Genomic DNA, 17,324 nt, shown 5'->3' with positions numbered 1-17,324 from the left:
GTCATGTCGGAGACCGGAACCCTCCATAAGATCGACCTCGCCGTGCAGGCCCTTCACGCCCGCGGGGCGGACGGCGTCACCGAAGCGGTACGCTTGGCCAGGGAGGCGCTGAAGGAACTTCCTCCAGAGGCCAACAAGCAGGAGACGGCCCGGGTGCATGGGGTCCTCGGGCAGGCGCTCCTCGCCGCGAAGGACGAGTCGCAAGCGATCTCCCACCTGGAGCAGGGCTTGGATCTGGTCCGGGCCGACATGCCGAGCACGTTCCGGTGCGGCCTTCGCATCGTCCTCGCCCATGCATGCCTGGCGACGCAACGGGGGGATGACGCGACCTTTCAACTTGAGCGTGCCCAGGAGGAGGCTCGTCGGATCGGCTCCTTCTCCCATCTGACCGAAGCGGTGTTGCAGCTCGCACGGATCCGCCGGATGACCGGCAGGGACCGCGAAGCCACCGAGTTGCTTCGCGCCACCGAGCGTGAAGCCGCAGGCACTCCCTGGGAGGCGGTCCTTGCCGTGGAGCGACTCAAACCCAGGCATTTCGGCGATGCGGTGGGCAAGGAACTCATCGCGTGGATCCGAAGGTTCGCGGAGGGCTCGCTTCCCTCCCATCCCGAGGTGGAGCAGGTGATGGGGTTGCTGATCGCCAACGCGGCGCCGAAACTCCCCCAGGTGCTCCAGCGCCTGCTGCTGCATGACGCCCTGAGCGAGCGGCTCGGAAGCCTGGTCCGGGCCCGGCTCCTGGACGCCACCGGCCAGCGAGAAGCGGCCATCGCCCTGCTGCGCAAGGCCCTTGCTCAGGCGGACATGGACGAGGCGCGGCTGGACCTGTCCGGAATGTTGCTGGCCTTGCTGCCAGGGCAGGCGCACGAGGAGACCCAGCGGCTCTGTGAATTCATGGAGCCACTGCTCGACGGTGCCTTCGACAGGCCCTACCTCCGGTCAGACCTGGCGGAAGGGTTTCGCCGGTGCGCGAAAGGAGACCGGCGCCTGCTCGACAAGGCCTGGCGCCATGCGGAGCGGGCAGCGCGCGACCTCTCCGGCGATCCGCTTGCATTTGTCTACAACACCCGGATCCGGGCCTTGATCCGACAAGCCCAGCTCAACCCCGGAGCGGCCGCCAGCACCCCAGAACAGTGTGTCCTGGCCTCCTGGTTCGAGCAGCCCCTCCACCTGCCACCCGCCGAGTTGGCGCGGTTCCGTAGGGAGGTCTCCGGTGCGCTTCTTCACCCGGGCCCCTTCACCCATCCCGACGCCCGGGCGCTGGCGGCGCGACTCCTGGCCCAGGCCTCGGAAGCCCCAGATGCGGGGCAGCTCCAGGCCCGGCTTGAATGGATCTCCAAGGTGAGCGAAGGGCTCCCTGCGGTTCATCCCGTGAGTCCCGGCTCGCGCGGTCCCTGGGATGAGGCGCCCTCCTGGGCCATCGCGCTTGCACAAGGCAGACGGCCTCCGCTGATCTCCAGCGTGGACGAAATCATCAAGGACCTCTCCTGGCTCCTCCAGGCACGGCCTGACCGCCAGGCGGATTGCCTGGGTTGGCTGTTCGACGGCATCTCCCACCTGCCGCCAGACTCGCCCTCCTTCAATCTGTTGCACATGTTGTCCGCTCTCGGCCCACGCCATGGCATTGGCGCCCCCTTGATGGCGGCGCTGGAGGACGCGCTCCGGAAGACCCCAGCCTTTCCGCTGCTGCGCCTGAGGGTTCAACTCCTCCAACAAGCCCAGGGACGCGGCGCGCGGACGGCCCTGGAGCGAGCCATCGGGGAATTGCTGTCCGCGGCCCGAACCCCGCTGGAGCGCGTCGAGGCCAGGTTCTACCTGGGCACGGACAGATTGATGACCTGGTCCTCCCTCCCTCCGCTCCAGCGGCCCCCCGAACTGTTGGAGGAAGCCCGGGGCGTCCTGCTCGCAGCCGTGGAAGAGGCGAAGACGCACCGGCTCCCCCCACCGCTCCAGTTCGCGCTCTGGGTCTCCGCCGGAAATGCATTCCGCCAGAGCGGAGCGGATCTCCTTCCGCGCGCGCTGGACTTCTACGGGCAGGCAGAGGCCCTCGGCGCCCCTAACGCCCTGGAGGCCTCGAAGCTGTGGAAGGTGACGGCGGACGCGCTTGTCGAACGCGATCTGCCCGGTGACGCCGCCCGGGCGCTGGAACTCATCGAGAAGGCGTTGGAGGTCCGCAAGGCCGGCCATCTCCGTGCTGAGACGCTCTTGACGGCTTCACACGTCGAACGGCTCCAGAAGGAGCGGGGAGAACCGGTGCGTTTGCGCCGAGCCATTGACCGGCTCGAAGAGGCGCTTCGGTGCGATGACGGGACGAACCGCCTGGGCTACGCGGCGGAACTCTTGGAATGCATCGCCCTGCTCCTCCGGCATGCCCCCCGGGACCAGGGGCTGCTCCAGAGACTGGACGAACTGGGCGCGCTGGATCCGGAACTCGCGGAACGGGCCGAGCGCGCGCGGAAGGGACAGGCGAGCCGAATCCCCGACGAGATGGCTGGCTTCATGGCCCAGGTGCTCGCGCATCCCGCTGGAAATGTCTATTTCGAGTCCACCCGACCGCTGATACCGCTCGACGAGGCCCTGCGGGACATGGGCATGGATCCGCAAGACCTGCCCGAGGCCATGAGGCAGCAATTGGAGTCGGACTCCCAGCCGGGCGACGTCACGGCGCTCCGGGGCCTGACCCAGCAACTCCTGGAAGAGCGCCGGCCCGACGTGCGTCCCGGCGCGCTCACGGCGCGCTTCGTGTTGCTCGCACACCTCGCGGAGCAGGAAAGGAGCTTGGCGGCGGAGGCCCTCCAGGCCGGGGACGAAGCCGAGCGGCTCGTGCGGAGCCTGGAGGCTCCCGCGGTACGCCACTTCCTCCTGGGGGAGCTCGCACAGACATGGGCTCCCCAGGACACGGACAGTCATCCTGTCCGTGACTTCATCCGCGCGGCGCGGCTGTACCAGGAGATCCTGGCCCAACTGGACCCCGCGGGCTTCATCGCGCTCGACACAAAACAGAAGCTCGCACGCGCAACCCGCTTCAGGACGGATGGAGACCCTCGAACCCACCTGCGCGACGCGGAGCAGCTCTTCGAGTCATGCATCGCTGGCTACGATTCCCGGGGAAACAAGGAGGGCGCAGCCCACCTGAGACAAAGCCTGGCGCAGCTCAGGTCCGTGCTGCGCCATGGGGGCGGGGAAGCCGCATACGAGGAGGGCGTCCAGGCGAGCCGGGAGCGGATAGCCACGGTGCGGACCCATGGCCAGCAAGCCGAGGCCCAGGCCGCGCTCGCCGTGAGCCTGACTCAGGCGGGCGCCGAGCACATGGGGCCCGAGGGCGACAAGAAGCTCGCGGAGGCTCACGGGCTCTTCGAAACGTTGCAGTGGAGCCATCTGCCACGGGGAATGCACTTCGACGTCCAGAACTTCCAGACCATCTGCCGGGCGGAGACCGCCTGGCGGAAGGGAGACCACGGGTCGGCGATCCGCCTGTGGAAGGAGCGATTGAGCGGCATTGAGAGGGACGCGCATCCCAGCCGCTGGTCGATGACCGCCCACAACCTGGCGGACATGATCCTGCGCAGGGGCCTGGGGACGAGCACGGTGGATCCCAAACTGCTCCGTGAAGGTCTTGCGGTCGGCGAGCAGGCACTGCTCTTGCGCCCCCTGGAACAGGGTCCCCAGTTCCATTGGGAGACCTGTGACACCCTCGGCCGGGGCTGCTCCTGGCTGCTGGCCAATCTCCCCAGGGGCTCTCCGGAAGCCGGCCCGCTTCTGGAACAAGGAACGCGGCGGCTGGAGAGCGCGCTTCAAGCCGCCCGTCGGATGGGCGGAAGAGAGCAACTGTGGCGCTCGGCGTTCCAGTTGCTCCTGCTGTGCGACTTCATCGTCGACCTCGACCGGATGGAGGAAACCGCGGACCTCGCATGGAATGCCCTGGATGAAGCCCGTCCGTTCCTCCTGCTCGACGAGGCCTCGGGCGCGCAGGAAGCCAGCGCGTGCATCGGGGTTGCCTTGCTGCGTGGCCGCAAGCTGGCGGAGGCAGGGGGGGCGCCACCGTCTCCGGGGTGCCGTTTCGTTCTACGGGACGCCTCCGCGGCGAGCGTTCTCCGCTGGATGACCCGGGGGTTGGGGGCCACACAGCGCAGGCTGGCGGCCCGGACCGCGCGTCCTGCGGGCGTTCCATCCGAAACGTGGATGCGCTGGCTCGAAGCGGTGCGCGGGGGAAACGCTGGCGATCTGGCGCGCTCGGTAGAACAGGTCCAGGCCACGGAGCCCTCGTTCCTGCGCGGAGCCCCGAACCTCGACGGCACTTGGGAGTGGCTGCGAACGCGGCCTGGCTCAGTCGCGATCGCCGTCGTGGGCCATGGACGGGAATGGCAGGCGGCCCTGCTCCGTCACCAGGAAGCACCGGAGATCATCATCGCGGGGCTGCAGACCACGCCCCTCGAGCTGAGAGAGGAGACGGTTGCCCAGAGTGTGGACGCAGATGGCAGTGGGCCCGCCTATCGGGAGCTGCTGGCTTGGGCTCGGGACAACATAGTCGTCCCCCTGGAGCGGATGTCAGCCGGGCATCCTTCGCACATCCTCTGGATTCCCTCGGGGCCGCTCCGGATGCTCGCTCCCTCGGATCTCTGGAGGACAGCGCCCATCGCGCTCGCGACGAACCTCGCGCTGCCGGCACAGCCTTCCGCGCCCCGTCCGCGAGGCACGTTGGTGACTGTGGCCGATCCCGGTCCCGGGGCACTGGGAGAGCTAAGGGCCGCAGTGAAGCTCGGAGAGCAGCTTGCACGCCACTGTTCAGGCGATGCGCGCCTGCTAATGAGCCGGGGCTCGAAATTTGGACGGGCCCTGCGCCTCACCCACTCGGGCCTGTTGGACCACCCCGCGTCACCGGAGGAGGTGCTCAGGAACCTGATGGAAGTGGATGTCGCGCTGTTCCTAGGGCATGGAGCAGTCACGGACCCTCTCGATGCGCGGCTCATACTGGTGGACCGGAAGGGCGCGTGCGCCGACCTGGGGCTCGCCCAGGTGGGCGAGGAGCCACGGAGGGTGTCGGGAGCCACCATCATCCTCCTGGCCTGCGACAGCGGTAGGGTTGGTGGCTGGCTCCACCGGGCAGCGGGGCTCGCGGGGGCATTCCTGGCCTGCGGCGCCAGGCAAGTGATTGCACCGCTCTGGGCCGTGAGGCTTGGCGCGGCCTTCGAAGTTGGTCAGGCTGTCTTGGAGGCCCTGGCATCAGGACGGGAGCTGTCTGAAGCGCTCCATCACATCCAGACAGAGAAAACCTTGGACAGAACCCGACTTGACGCGGGCCGCCCCTGGTCGTTGAAATCCTTTGTTAACTGGGTGGGTTGAGACAGTCGCTGTGCGGGGGGCATTCGTGTTCTTTACAGAAGACAGCACATTGCATGTGGTTCACATGGAATGGTTTTCGCCTGTCTGTGAGGCTCTCGGCTGCGGCACTTCCCGCCGCCAGGAGACCTCCACATGACCGCATCCTTGAGTTGGCAGTTCCGTTGGTCCCCAGGCATGGTGTTTGCCATTTTCCTCGTTGTTCCTGCTGGGAGCCTGTGGCGCGGACTCGACTGCGGGCGAGCCCGCGCCGGCGATCACCTTCGAAGAGCACATGGCGAACGTGCGGGGTTTCGTGGCCGAGGCGGAGGCGGGCACCGTCACGAGGAGTTGGCAGGACTATCCGAGCGTCAACCCGGTGTCCGTTTGGATGGCGTCGAGCGCGTAGGCTGCTGCCAGCTCCGGCTTGAGGCCCGGGATGAAGGAGGCGAGCGTCCTGGCCACGTCCAGGTGTGCCAGGACCTGGTCCTGGAGCGGTGAGGAGGGTGCCAGGCGCGGCTGTGCAGGAGGGGCGGCCAAAGCCGCGTAGGCCCCCGTCCTGCGGAGAGCTGGGAGCACCTCGTGCGCGAGCCAGCGTTTGAAGCGCTCCGCCCCCGCCGCCTGGCTGGTGAAGACGAGGAGGTACACGCCGGGCTCGTTGACGGTGGCGACTCTCTGGATGCCGCCGGGGGGCGGTGGTGCCGACGCCCTTTTCATCGTCTCCCAGTCGGCCCAATGCGTTCGGGCTGTCGGCGATATCGAGAGCCGCGCAGACTTCGGCGGCCACGAACCATGGTTCACCCCGCTCGTCCACAGAGACACGGACGCGGTGTGCCTCGAAGTTGAAATCGGCCAGCGGATGCACAGCGACTTCCTTCTTGGAAACGCCGAGGCCGCGCAGGGCCCGGTTGAGAATGCGCAGCGTGGTTAATGACTTGTCTTGCTGGGGCGACAGAGCGTGCATGGCCGCGTCCTCTTCACGATGGAGTCGCCATGTCTGCCTATGCCGCTGTCGCCCGCCCACCTCGCACCCTCACGGAGAAGGAGGTGGTGCTCCTGCTGCGCACGACGGGGGTGCACAAGGAGGGATTCCGGGACCACTGCCTGTACAGCCTCGCGCTGGCCTCGGGCCTTCGCGAGCACGAACTGGTGGCCCTCAACGTCGGGGACATCTTCGACGAGCGCGGGCGAGCACGTCGGCACGTGCTGCTGCACGTCTTCAAGGGCTGCCGCCGGCACCCGCGCCCCCAGGAGGTTGTCCTCTCGGACACGGTGCGCGCGAAGCTGGAGAAGCTGCTGCACCTGAAGCGCGCGCAGGGGCACGACGTGGGGCCCCAGGCGCCGCTCTTCCTGAGCCGCAAGGGCCTGCGCCTGTCCACGCGGCAGGTGCGCTACGGCTTCGCGGTGTGGCAAGAACGCGCGGGCCTGGAGCGGCACCTGAACTTCCACGCCGTGCGCCACACCGCGTGCACCGGGGTGTACCGGCGGACGAAGGACATCCGCCTCACCCAGCGCTTCGCGCGCCAGCGCAGCATCGACTCCACCGTCATCTACACGCATCCCTCGGACGACGAGTTGGTGCGCGTGACGCAAGAGTTGCCCTGCTGATGGGGCACGCCGCCTCCGCGTGGAGTGCCTGGGAGAGCCCCATGGTGGGGAGGGCAGCAGCGCGGAGGCGGTGAGGGGTGGGTGTGCGCGGGACGCGCGCGGGCCGCCCCAGGCGCGGCCGGCGAAAGTGAACACCCCGCGCCGTTCACTTACCGAGTGCAAATGAACAGGGGAGGGGTGTTCACTTTCTGGGAGGTGACTCCCTCAAAAAGGGCCCCAGGTACACACCCCGGCGAGGCCGTCTCCACGAAAAAACACACCACCCCCCACCCTGGCGTCATGGGTAGGCGGGGTAGGCGTGCTGACGTCGTCGGTAGGCAAGGGGACGCCCGGCCGGGCAGGCAGTGCTGCTGGCTGGGGAATGGCCGGGGCGCGTGGCGGGCAGCAGGTGGCGCCAACCTGGGGAAAGCGGCCATGAGGCTCGGCGCTTCGGCCCGGCAGGAGGCCTCGTAAGCGCGCGAAACAGCGTGGGGTCCGTGACGCCGAATGGCCGCCTTTACCCATTTTCGGCCATTCGGCTCGGCCCTGGTAACGGCACGCGCGCCCAGGTGCGCGCGGGGCGGAGGGCCGGGGGGGCAAGGGCATCGATGGGCGTCGTGGGGCTCACGGAGAAGACAAAGCCCTGCGGGCCAAAGCGCAGGGGGACACGCGCGCACTAACGGGACGCCACGCGGCGGAGGCGTTGGCGCGCGGGGCTGGCCGGGGCCAAGCTCCAGGTGGGCCACGTGGCGGCAGTGGGGCGCAGCTGAGCAGGGCGTCCTGTGCCGGGGAAGTGAACGGCGCAAGAGTCCAGCCTGCTGGACGGAGTGTGCTTCCGGGCGCGAGTTCGGGCCCAAACTCGTACCGCGGCGCTCAAGCACTTGGTGGCCAGCGTTCCCAACCCCGTGAAATTACGGGACCTGTGGCGCCAGGCATGTGCTTCCACGCGCCAGGTGGAGCTCCGCGGGGGAAAGTGACCAGGTCCGACCTGGCGCGGCGAAAGTGAACGGCGAAACTGAACGCGAAAGTGCCCGCGTTCACTTACCGGAGGGCGGTCTCAATCGGGGTCGGCGGGGGGCGCGACGTTCGTAGGAGGATCCACGAGGGTGTCGTCCTTGGGGCTTTCCGGGGAGGAAGTGTCGAGGTCCTCGTCGTCGCTCTCCACTACCTACGCGTCCAACCTCGCCGCGCTCGACGGGCGTCGTCTCTCGCGCAGCGCGTTAGGGCCCGGACGTGCCGGGCCTGGAGGCCCTTCAGCGAGAAGGTGGCGTGAAGCTCCTGACGGGAGTCGGGGGGCGCTCAGGTGGACCCAAGGCCGCAATCCGCCAAGTGGGGCGCACTCACCGCTCGCCTCTGTGCCTTCTGATGGCGTCGCGAGCGGCATTCACCTCTGCCGTACGTCTGTGCGCGCTGCTCTGTGCCTCCTTAGTCTTGGCCGCTCTGTCTGGATGGTAATCCTTGACGAGGCGTTTATGCGCCGCAGAGACTTCTTGGTCCGAAGCATCAGGAGATAATCCGAGCGCCGCATAGGCTCTGCGGATGGGCTCGCTAATTTCGCTCGAGGGCGGAGGTGCTTCGGAGCCGGGAAGAGAAGCTGAGAAGTGTTGCCCGATCAGCTCCTCAAATCTTTGAGCGACGCGCTCTCCCATTTGCCACGTCGCCATGTGGGAGGCGACATGTAAGGCCTCTGGGTTATTGCTAAGGATTCCGATCACGCCCGTGAAGGCGCCGATCCAAAACAATCCATTGTCCTTGTTGATTTCGAGGTCGTTAGGCTCGAAACCGAGAAGAGTGCCGTTGGCGAAAAGATAAAAGCCATCAGGGGGTCTACCCAGGCCGTCGGCTTTTAGTCCATGCCTACCGAGGTGCATGGCCACGATGAATTTGACAGCCGGCGTCCATTCGATGCGCAAGAAATCCGCGGTTCCTAATTTGACCTGCGGAGAATGGAAGAGACCAAGTCGGAATCGCAGAAATGCCGGAAATATGGACGGTGTGAATCCCGGCCCGGCCCAGATGACAGCGTAGGGGGATTTGATGAATTCTGTGAAATTCTCCTTTGAGATTGGAATAATGCCGTCAACGGCCGTGTTTGGCGGCGGAGTGGGCGGCTGCTTCTTGTTGTGCACCGACATGGGGACTCCTTGAGTCGTCGGAAACCCCCATGGAAATGGTGGCCGACAGGTGTGGAGGCCAACCTTTGACAGCGCGGAGCCTTGTCAAGCTGGAGTGCCTGAAAGCCTCGGAGTTTGTGCCGGGTGGGTGGGTGGGCGGGTTTGTGGGTGGTGTGGCTGCCGCGCTTCCGCGGCTCGATTCCGATCGAGTTGCTAGCTGTCCCGCGTTCCTCGATGGGCTTGCGTGGTCCTGGGTCAAATAGGACCAGTAGAGGCTTCGTCGTTGCTCTCCACCTCGGCGTCTACCTCACCGCGCTCAGCAGGTGTCGTCTCGCGGGCAGCTCGTAGTGCCAGGGCATGCCGGGCCTGGAGGCCCTCCAACGAGAAGGTGGCGTGCAGCTCCTGGCGGGAGTCGGCGCCACCCATGACGAACTCCTTGAGCCTCACCATCGTGTTGAAGTCGGTGGGGTTGTCGACGCGCACGCGTCCCTCGGACAGCGCCTCCTCGAAGCCGAGGAGGTAGCCGTCAATCATCTTCAAGGCGTCGTCCTTGGAGACCGCGATGGCGTTGGCGCGCAGCTCGATGAGCTTCATGTCCGCCTTGGTGGCGATGCGCGTCTTGGCCTCTTCGCGGCGGCGCAGGCAGTTGTGCTCCTTCGCGTAGTTGGCGACGAGGGAGGTGGCGACACCGAAGCGCTCGGCCAACTCGCGGTACGAGGCGTAGCTCGTCATGGTGGAGCCATCCGGCAGCGTCTTCACGTCGCCGAAGACGAGGGCGCGGTCCAGCTCCTGGCGCGGGAGCGCGGGCTCCTCGGACTTGCGGGGGCGGCCCGTCTTGCGCTTCGCGGGCGGTGGAGTCGGTGGTGTCTCGAGAGGATCCACAGCCTCGTCCGCCGGCTCACCCGCGAGGAGGCGCTTGCGGCGGCCGAGGCAGTCGTGCTGCTGGGCGTACTTGGCGACGGCGCTGTGGGCGACACCGAAGCGCTCAGCCAGCTCTCGGAGGGAGGGGAAGCGCCGCTTCACGCGGCCCCGGGTGGTGGGCACCTCCTCGCCTTCCACGAGGAGCTTGTCCACCTCGGCATGGGGCAGCCGAGGGCCTTCGGCCTTGGTGGGGCGCCCCAGCTTCTTGAGGGGCTTCTTCTGGGCCATGCCTTCCCTCAGCAGCCTCCGGAGGGCTGCGGCACCGCGTCCACGGCCTGGGTGCGCAGGCGCTGCATCAGCCGCGTGCGCTGGCGCTTCAGTCGCTGGTACGTCCTCTCGGCCTCGGCGGCGTCGCCCTCGACGAGGCGGCTGACGTAGGCGCGCAGCTTCTCGCGTCGGACGACCGTCGCCATGAGGACCTCGACGTCGCTGCGAGGCAGGGTGGCCTGGGCCAGATGCACCAGCACGGCGTCACGCTTAACGAAGCTGCGGCGGACACTGGGCCGCCTGGGGCTCTCCACCGGAGTGACGGACCGCACGTCAGGCAGCCACTCGGCGAGCTGCTCCTGGGTGTACGTCTCGTGCTGCTCCGCGCGTTCCTTGCGGAGGTAACGGAACACCTCGCGCGCCGTCTGCTGGCGCAGGCGGACGGCAGTCCAGTCACCCCAGCGCGAAAGGGGGAAGGCGTGCGCGACGGAGAGGAAGGTGGCGAGGACGAGTTGGTCCAGGTCCTCCCTGGGCACCGCGTTACCGAGGAGGCGGCGGCGCAGGCGACGCAACATGGGGGCGTAGGCGGTGGCGAGGGCCGCCGTCCACGCGGGGCTGGAGGAGGCCTGCATTTCGGCCACCAGGGCTCGGGTGAGGGCTTCCCGCTCCGGGTACGTCTCCTCGCGCGCGTCAGCCATGGCGGCCTGCACCGATTCGAGCGTGGCGTGACGCGCGAAGGCCGGCCGCTGAGTGCGCGCAGCCGCGAAGACGGCTTGGTGCCGAGGGGCGAGCGCCTCCACACGAAGCAAGCCCAGGAGGTGGTCGAAGAAGTCACTCACCGGGGGCGGGCCTCCCACCACTCGCGCACCAACTCGAGGAAGTCGTCCAACGGCATGGCGACGAGGGGCGGCTGCCCGTCGTCCTTGCACACGGCCAGCGGCCAGCGGCCAGCCGGGCACGTCTCCACGGCCTGGCGCAGGGCCTCGCGGACGTTGGTGCGCTGGTGGGCCTTGGCCTCCAGCCAGAAGCACGGCACCTCGACGTCGGACACCTCTTGGCCGGTGCGGTACTGGAGGCCGCGGCGGATGAGGGCCTCGGGCATGGCCTCGCGGAAGCGGTGGACGAGGGCGCGCTCGAAGTCAGCGCCCTTGCGACGAGAAGAAGCTCCACTCACGAGACACCTCCTGACTCCTCCAGCAGCCGCTCCATGTGCCCGCCACGGGCCATGCGCACCGCGAGGCAGCGGGCCAACTCCAGCGCGCAGCGGGCGTCCGCCATGGCTCGGTGGGGCGTGGGCCGGTGGAGGCCGAAGCGCTTGGCCAGGGCGTTGAGGGAGAGGGACTCCACCTCGCCCGTGGCGAGCAGCGGCCACGCGAGGCTGGCAGTGTCGAGGCGGTGGTAGTCGACGCTGGGCAGGGTCAGCTCGGTGCGGCGGTAGCCCTCGACGAGGAAGGCCCAGTCAAAGCTGGTGTTGTGGCCGGCGACGAGGGTGCCCGCCAGGAGAGGCGTCACGGTGGCGAGAACCTCCTGCAGGGGCAGGGCGTCTCGCCACTCCTCGTCGGAGTAGCCGCACACGGCCAGGGCTTCGGGGTGGGCGTCGGCCAGCCGGGTGGGCTGCACGCGGGCCTCGTACTCCGCCAGCACCTGGAGGCTGCGGGCGTCGACGCGAAGCACCGCCACCTCCAGCACCTCGTGCCGGGAGGCGTCCAGGCCCGTCGTCTCCAGGTCGACGAAGCAGAGCGTCCTCAGGTGCGGCGGGAGGCCGGGGAAGAGCGGCTGGCGGAGAGCGGAGACAGGGGTGGTGTCGGAAGCAGGATGAGCGAGCACTATGCGACCTCCTTGGCCCAGAACCTGGGCGAGTGGTGTTTGGTGGCGAGGGAGTCCAGCTCGGCCTTCAGCAGCGCGACGTGTGCGGTGCCCAGGCGCTTGCCCGCGTCCTTCAGCAGCGCGTCGAGGGCCTTCTTCTCGACGCTGGCGAGGCGCTGCACCAGCTCCTCACGAGGGAGGCCGGTGGCCTGGGCCAACACCGCAACGGTGGGCTCCAGCGGGTAATCGAGGCTGGTGGTGTTGAACATGCGGTAGCGCGTGCCGGCGAGGACGAGCTCGTCCTGCTCAGCGAGGTGGGCTCGGAGGACGCCCTCCAGCTCCGCCTTGCGCGCGCCGAGAATCTTCGCGAGCTGGGCGACTTCTTCACGCTCGCGAGCGACGGACTCCAAGTCGGACATGTCCCTGCAGACGACTTCACGCTGGCCCGTCAGCGCGCGGGCGTAGGTGGGGCAGTCGCGCCGGTGGTCGCAGTACGCGCAGTTGGGGTTGAGGCGGGCGGGGAAGGCCTCCGCCGTCTCCATCTGCTGGCCCAGCGTCTCGACGTACGCGAGGGCGGCTTCCAGCTGCTCCTCGGTGCGCGTCGTCTCCTGCCGCACGCCGTGGCGCAGCATCCACATGGACAGGCGCACCTTCTTCGCCCAGGGCCACATGCGGCGCGCGGCGAGGGCGTAGAGGCTGAGCTGGAGACTGGAGTCCAGCTCCTCGCGGGTGAAGAGCTGGTGGTTGGACTTGTAGTCCATGACGTGGACCGTCTCGTCGTCCACCCAGTCGACGCGGTCGATGAAGCCCAGGACGGTGAAGGGCCCCACCGGCAAGCGGAACTCCTTCTCGATGCCGAGGATGTCGCGGGAGTCCACGCGGCCCTGCTGGCGGACGAAGCCCTGGAGGATGCCGAGGCCCTGCTGGAAGAGGTCCAGGCCGGAGAGGCCCGAGGCAGCCCACTCCTCACGGTAGAGCTGGAGGGCGCGCTCCGCGGAGAGCGGGCCCACGTACTCGGTGTCGATGACTTCCTGGAGGAGTCGCTCGAGGACGGCGTGCAGTGCCTTGCCGAAGCTCAGGGGGACGCCGGGCTCGGCGGTGCGCTTGTCGAGGTAGTGGAGCCTGTAGGACAGCGGGCAGGCCTCGAAGCGGCTCAGCCGGCTGAACGAGAGGTGTTCGTTTCGCAGTCCGCTCATGGCGTGGGCCTCCGGGCCGATGCAGTGGCGTGTCGCGAGACAGTCATCACGCTCTTTCCGAGCGAGACATCAAGTCGAAGCGGGGAGGCAGAGCGGCCCCGTGTGTCTGTTTCACAGACGCGGGGCACGCTCATGGCGACACCTCCGCGGAGGCCGTGTGCTTCTCGAAGGACATGACGCGAGAGCCCGGGAAGGCAGACAGGACGCGCACCAGCGTGGCGGCGTGCTCGGGGGTGAGCTCCTTCCGGGCTTGGCCGGTGTAGGCCGGGACGAGCCACACTTCGCCGTAGGTTGCGGAGGCGAAGCACACCTCGGCGCCGAGGGCCTTGAAGCTGGCGATGTCCTCGTCGGTGAGGCCGCGCAGGCCGGAGAGCGGGGCCTCCGCGTCCAGCTTCTTCACATCGGGAGACGCATCTGGTGGCGCGGGCTTGGAGTCGGGGGCTGGGGCGATCTTCTTCGAGCCAGCCTCGCTCAGCGGATGGCCGAAGAGATCCACCGCAACCAGAGCGGACTTCGCCGGAGGCACGGGGGCGGGCGGCGCGGCCACGTCACGATGAGGCCGGGCCTGCCCATTCACCTTCAGCCACTCGGTGCAGGTGCCCACGTTGGGCAGGGTGCAGCCTCCGCCAGGCCGGTAGTGCAGGCAGCGCTTTCCCTCGCTGCGGACATACGCTTCGCACGTCACGCCGGACGGACGTTGCTGGGCGGGGGATGGCTGGAGGTGGTGTGTAAGGGCCATGCGCAGGAGTCGACGGCGCGTGATTGCCGTTACAAACTAAAAGCACCCCATCCCTTCGATTTGGGACAGGAAATCATTTCGCCCAATTATATTTTTGATTTCCCCGGGCGAATGACATGCGGGCGTAAGGCAGAGCAAAGGCCTTCGGCGTGATTTCGGGGACACCTGTGCCGGCGCTCTTTTTCGCTCGCTCACCTGGAAGGCCAACGCGGAACCGGAGGGTGGCAGCCGTGGCAGGGGCGATTCAAAAGGCTGCCACGAAATTCCCCAGTGAAATCGCTGGAGTGGCGGAGGTGGCAGTGGTGGCAGTGTTTCTTGGGGTAATGACGCCTATGGGGAGTGAATTCTCGACCCCCTATTGAATAGTGCCATTCAAATATGCGCGCGCCCGCTACGTAGGGGTATTTTTTGAAACACTGCCACCTCTGCCACTTCAAGATAAGATATTGAATTTATAGAAGAAGAGGGTGGCAGATAGGGCTGCCACCGCCTGCCACCGCCTGCCACTATTGAGACGTCGAGTGAAGTCGCTGAGGCTGGTTGTGAAGGCTCATGCGAGCGGGCACTTGTCGAGGGGGCGCACGTCCATGCCATGGCCTGTGAATGCCCACAGGACGGCCGGAAACGGCCTCCAGGCTCGTGGAAGGGGGGTAGCCGCCCCTTTGGGGGTGGGGCCGACGCATTCCGCGTCACCTGCTGCATTTCAGGGCCGTCGCTTCCCAATGTGAAGAGGTCGCCCGACGCGACTGCCGCCAGGTGTGCTCCTGGCGCATGAAGGGCGATGATACAGGGAGAGAAGGTGTTTCACTTAGCGCACGTCCGATTGCGTGGACGGTCCGAGTCCTCCTACGAAGACGACGCCCGAGTGACGACGTGCGGGCATGAAAGTCGCAGGCCGCGCGGCCGTGTCCGTCGATGACACATCGGATTGTGAGGGGAAGCAGCGTGGATTCCGGTTTCGGCATGATGTGCCGGTTTGTTGTGATTGCCCCGGCCCTGATGGAGATGCCGAGGCGTTCGTGCGCCCTTCGGATGGGAAGGGGCCTGCGCCGTGGGAGCTTTGTCCTGGCCTCCCTGGGCACGCCGCTCTCCCGTTGTCGTGCCCCGAGTAGGAAGGGAGCTCGCCCGTTACCGTGGTGAGGGCCGCTGGAGGCTCGGGCGCGTGCAGCGCCCTCTCTTCCTTCGACTGAAGCGCCGCGGCCACGAAGCTCCCGCCGAAGACAGGGGGGCCTTGGTTGCGCTGGCGTCATTCCCTCCAACGGGCTCGGCCTTCTCTCCCCACTCACCTGGCTTTCTCTGTGCGCCGAGCGCAGGGCCAGGGCGGCATTCATCTGTGAGTCGTAGCTGGAATGCGCTTCATCAAGAGCTTGGCGTGGCAATCCGGACGGCTGAGGCGAGGCGCGCCTACCGCCTGGTGCGGCGCAACTGGGAGGCGCTCTCCGACTTCGAGGAGCCGGAGGCCCTTGTTTCATTTCTCACGGCGCGCGAAGGCGACTCTCACGTCAAGGATGGGCTGCTCGCGGGCCTCGTCACGTTGGTGCAGATGGGAGCCTCGGCCCGCTTCTTCGTGGCACTGTTGTGGCTGGGCCTGTGGCCGGGGTTGGACGGCGTGTATCGCCGATGTCTCAGGCGAACGGGCCACCCGCCCGCGGAAGTGGTTTCCTCGATTGCCGCGTCCTTCATGAGTCTCGTGGCGCGCGTCAGCTTGGCCGGTGTCCAGCGCGTGGCTGGGACACTCGTGCGTGGGACGGAGCGCGACGTCCTCAAGGCCTGGCACAAGGAGCTGGTGGAGCAACGCCACCGCGCGCGCCTTCAGTTACTGGCGGACGTGGGCGGCGGGGCGCTCTTGGTGCCGTGGCTCACCCCCTCTGCCTCTCGAACCCGCTCCTTCAACGCCGAGGTGGAGGAGCTGCGTGCGTGGCTCCTCCCGCTGACGGGCGAGGACACCGACCTGGTGGTGTCCGTCCTTCTTCGCGAAGAGGACTATGTCGAGGTGGCAGCGAGCCGTGGGCTGTCGCCCGAAACGGCGCGCAAGCGCGTCCAGCGGGCCCTGGGGCGCCTGCGGAAAATGAAGAAAAAATGCCCAGAAAAGATTCCTTGTCCCAAATCGGCGGGTGGGGGTGCTTTTTAGAGTTTGTGGATTCCGAAACAGCCGAGAGGGCAGCGGGTGGGGACGACTGACGGGATGCGCGAATCGCGTGTCCCCGGCTCGCGCCACCTGGCTTTGAGGGAGTAGAGGGGCCGCCTCGCGCCCAATCCAATCTTGCTTCGAGACGCCCTGTCCGTCCCGGCGGACAGCAACGCCACTGTATTGCCTACAACTTGGAAGGATTGAATGAAAACAGCCGCGCGAAACAACTTCGAGCACGATGAAACATTCGTGCGCTTCGTCGCTCGTATTGACGGCCACCGCCTCCGAGTGGTGAGCCGGGGTGACTCCGAGCCAAAAGCGGAGGTGCGCAGCGCGTGCCTCTGCTGCGAGTGCGATGAGGCTCAGGCCCATGACTACATCCGCCTGCCGGGACTCTTCCGTCGCTGGGAAATTCAGCACGTGGTGGACACCGATGCGGACTTCAACATCGAGGCGGCGGGCTCCACGGATGACGGCACCGAGCTGTTCTCGGTGTACCGGCGCGAGCGCCACTCCCCCACTACGCACCGCCAGAAGGAGGAGTGAAGCACCATGGCCGGCAACATGTGGGAGCAGACGGCCGCGATGGCCAAGCAGCATGAGCAGCAGGGCGGCGCCTGGCTGAAGCTGGCGAATGACGGAGACACCGCCGTCGTCGTCTTCCTCGGGGAGCCGTACCCGCGCGAGGTGGTTTTCCTCGACAACAAGTTCGTCCCCTTCGACGAGAAGCTGAAGGCCCAGGGGCACAAGCCCTCGCTGCGCGTGGCCCTCAACGTCGCCGTCTACGGGACGCGCGAGGTGAAGGTGATGGAGCAGGCCTCCACCTTCTTCACCAACCTGCTCCAGGTGCGGGCGAAGTACGGCTTGGAGACGTGGGCCTTCGAGGTGAAGCGCCATGGTGCGGCGAAGGACCCCAAGACGACGTACTCCCTCCTGCCGGAGAAGCAGTTGTCCCCGGCGGAGGTGACGGACTTCCAGGCGCTGCGTCTGCATGACTTGCCAAAACTGTATGCGGCCGAGGCGGCAGCGGCGGCGAGCGGCACGTCGCCCGCAGCCACTTCCAGTCCGAAGGTGGGCGAGCCCGTCGACGTGAAGCTGGCCCAGGCAATGGCCACCGCGCTGAAGGCACTGCCGCGCGAGGCGGTAGACAGGTTCCTCCAGAAGTTCGGCGTGCAGCGCATCCGGGACATCCCGGCGTCGAAGGGCGAGCTGGCGCGCGCCTTCGTCGACTCCCTCGTGGCCGAATACTCCGCGGAGAGCGTCGCGGACGTGGACCCCTTCGGGCCGTGAGCGTGCCCCGCTGAAAC

General features: G+C 67.4%; 13 protein-coding genes. 5 read left to right on the top strand and 8 right to left on the bottom strand.

The genetic code is table 11. The features are described 5' to 3' along the window. The first annotated feature begins 3 nt into the window (after positions 1-3). Positions 4-5,340, top strand: coding sequence for a CHAT domain-containing protein (locus OV207_RS17455; protein WP_267556299.1), 5,337 nt, complete (start codon positions 4-6; stop codon positions 5,338-5,340). Positions 5,341-5,676: 336 nt separating this feature from the next. Here OV207_RS17455 and OV207_RS37650 read toward each other — a convergent pair whose 3' ends face one another. Next, positions 5,677-6,033, bottom strand: coding sequence for a Bro-N domain-containing protein (locus OV207_RS37650; protein ID WP_324291537.1), 357 nt, complete (start codon positions 6,031-6,033; stop codon positions 5,677-5,679). A gap of 276 nt (positions 6,034-6,309) precedes the next feature. Here OV207_RS37650 and OV207_RS17445 point away from each other — a divergent pair, with 276 nt between their 5' ends. Then, entirely contained in the window at positions 6,310-6,924 is a 615-nt protein-coding gene (locus OV207_RS17445; RefSeq protein WP_267556298.1) for a tyrosine-type recombinase/integrase, read from the top strand. A 1,319-nt stretch (positions 6,925-8,243) separates the two neighbouring features. Here the strand turns inward: OV207_RS17445 and OV207_RS17440 are convergent. From OV207_RS17440 to OV207_RS17410, 7 genes are all read right to left on the bottom strand, one after another. After that, positions 8,244-9,038 (bottom strand): J domain-containing protein, encoded by a 795-nt coding sequence (locus OV207_RS17440; protein WP_267556297.1) that lies wholly within the window; start codon positions 9,036-9,038, stop codon positions 8,244-8,246. A gap of 234 nt (positions 9,039-9,272) precedes the next feature. Next, on the bottom strand, positions 9,273-10,166 hold the full coding sequence (locus OV207_RS17435) for an AT hook motif domain protein (protein ID WP_267556296.1): 894 nt from the start codon (positions 10,164-10,166) through the stop codon (positions 9,273-9,275). An 8-nt stretch (positions 10,167-10,174) separates the two neighbouring features. Next, on the bottom strand, positions 10,175-11,005 hold the full coding sequence (locus OV207_RS17430) for a hypothetical protein (protein ID WP_324291536.1): 831 nt from the start codon (positions 11,003-11,005) through the stop codon (positions 10,175-10,177). Beyond that, positions 10,981-11,319, bottom strand: a complete 339-nt coding sequence (locus OV207_RS17425) for a hypothetical protein (RefSeq protein WP_120582202.1) — start codon at positions 11,317-11,319, stop codon at positions 10,981-10,983. Before OV207_RS17425 ends, OV207_RS17430 begins: the two co-directional genes overlap by 25 nt. Further along, positions 11,316-11,972, bottom strand: coding sequence for a 3'-5' exonuclease (locus OV207_RS17420; RefSeq protein ID WP_267556294.1), 657 nt, complete (start codon positions 11,970-11,972; stop codon positions 11,316-11,318). The genes OV207_RS17425 and OV207_RS17420 overlap by 4 nt, the downstream gene beginning before the upstream one ends. Continuing rightward, complete coding sequence (locus OV207_RS17415) at positions 11,972-13,147, bottom strand: RecB family exonuclease (protein WP_267556293.1); 1,176 nt, start codon at positions 13,145-13,147, stop codon at positions 11,972-11,974. The genes OV207_RS17420 and OV207_RS17415 overlap by 1 nt, the downstream gene beginning before the upstream one ends. Before the next feature lie 130 nt (positions 13,148-13,277). Further along, on the bottom strand, positions 13,278-13,886 hold the full coding sequence (locus OV207_RS17410) for a hypothetical protein (RefSeq protein ID WP_267556292.1): 609 nt from the start codon (positions 13,884-13,886) through the stop codon (positions 13,278-13,280). A 1,372-nt stretch (positions 13,887-15,258) separates the two neighbouring features. Between OV207_RS17410 and OV207_RS17405 the strand changes: the two genes are divergently transcribed. The 3 genes from OV207_RS17405 to OV207_RS17395 all read left to right on the top strand — a co-directional run bounded on the left by OV207_RS17405 (position 15,259) and on the right by OV207_RS17395 (position 17,307). Next, positions 15,259-16,017 carry a sigma-70 family RNA polymerase sigma factor gene (locus OV207_RS17405; RefSeq protein WP_267556291.1) on the top strand — a complete coding sequence of 253 codons (759 nt, stop codon included), beginning with the start codon at positions 15,259-15,261 and terminating at the stop codon, positions 16,015-16,017. Between the two features lie 204 nt (positions 16,018-16,221). Next, positions 16,222-16,563 carry a hypothetical protein gene (locus tag OV207_RS17400; protein WP_267556290.1) on the top strand — a complete coding sequence of 114 codons (342 nt, stop codon included), beginning with the start codon at positions 16,222-16,224 and terminating at the stop codon, positions 16,561-16,563. A 6-nt stretch (positions 16,564-16,569) separates the two neighbouring features. Then, a complete protein-coding gene (locus OV207_RS17395) occupies positions 16,570-17,307 on the top strand; it encodes a hypothetical protein (protein WP_267556289.1) in 738 nt (245 codons plus the stop codon). The last annotated feature ends 17 nt before the right edge of the window (positions 17,308-17,324 follow it).

The organism is Corallococcus sp. BB11-1 (assembly GCF_026626625.1).
Lineage (GTDB): Bacteria > Myxococcota > Myxococcia > Myxococcales > Myxococcaceae > Corallococcus > Corallococcus soli.
This window is presented reverse-complemented; position numbering and strand designations above follow the sequence as displayed.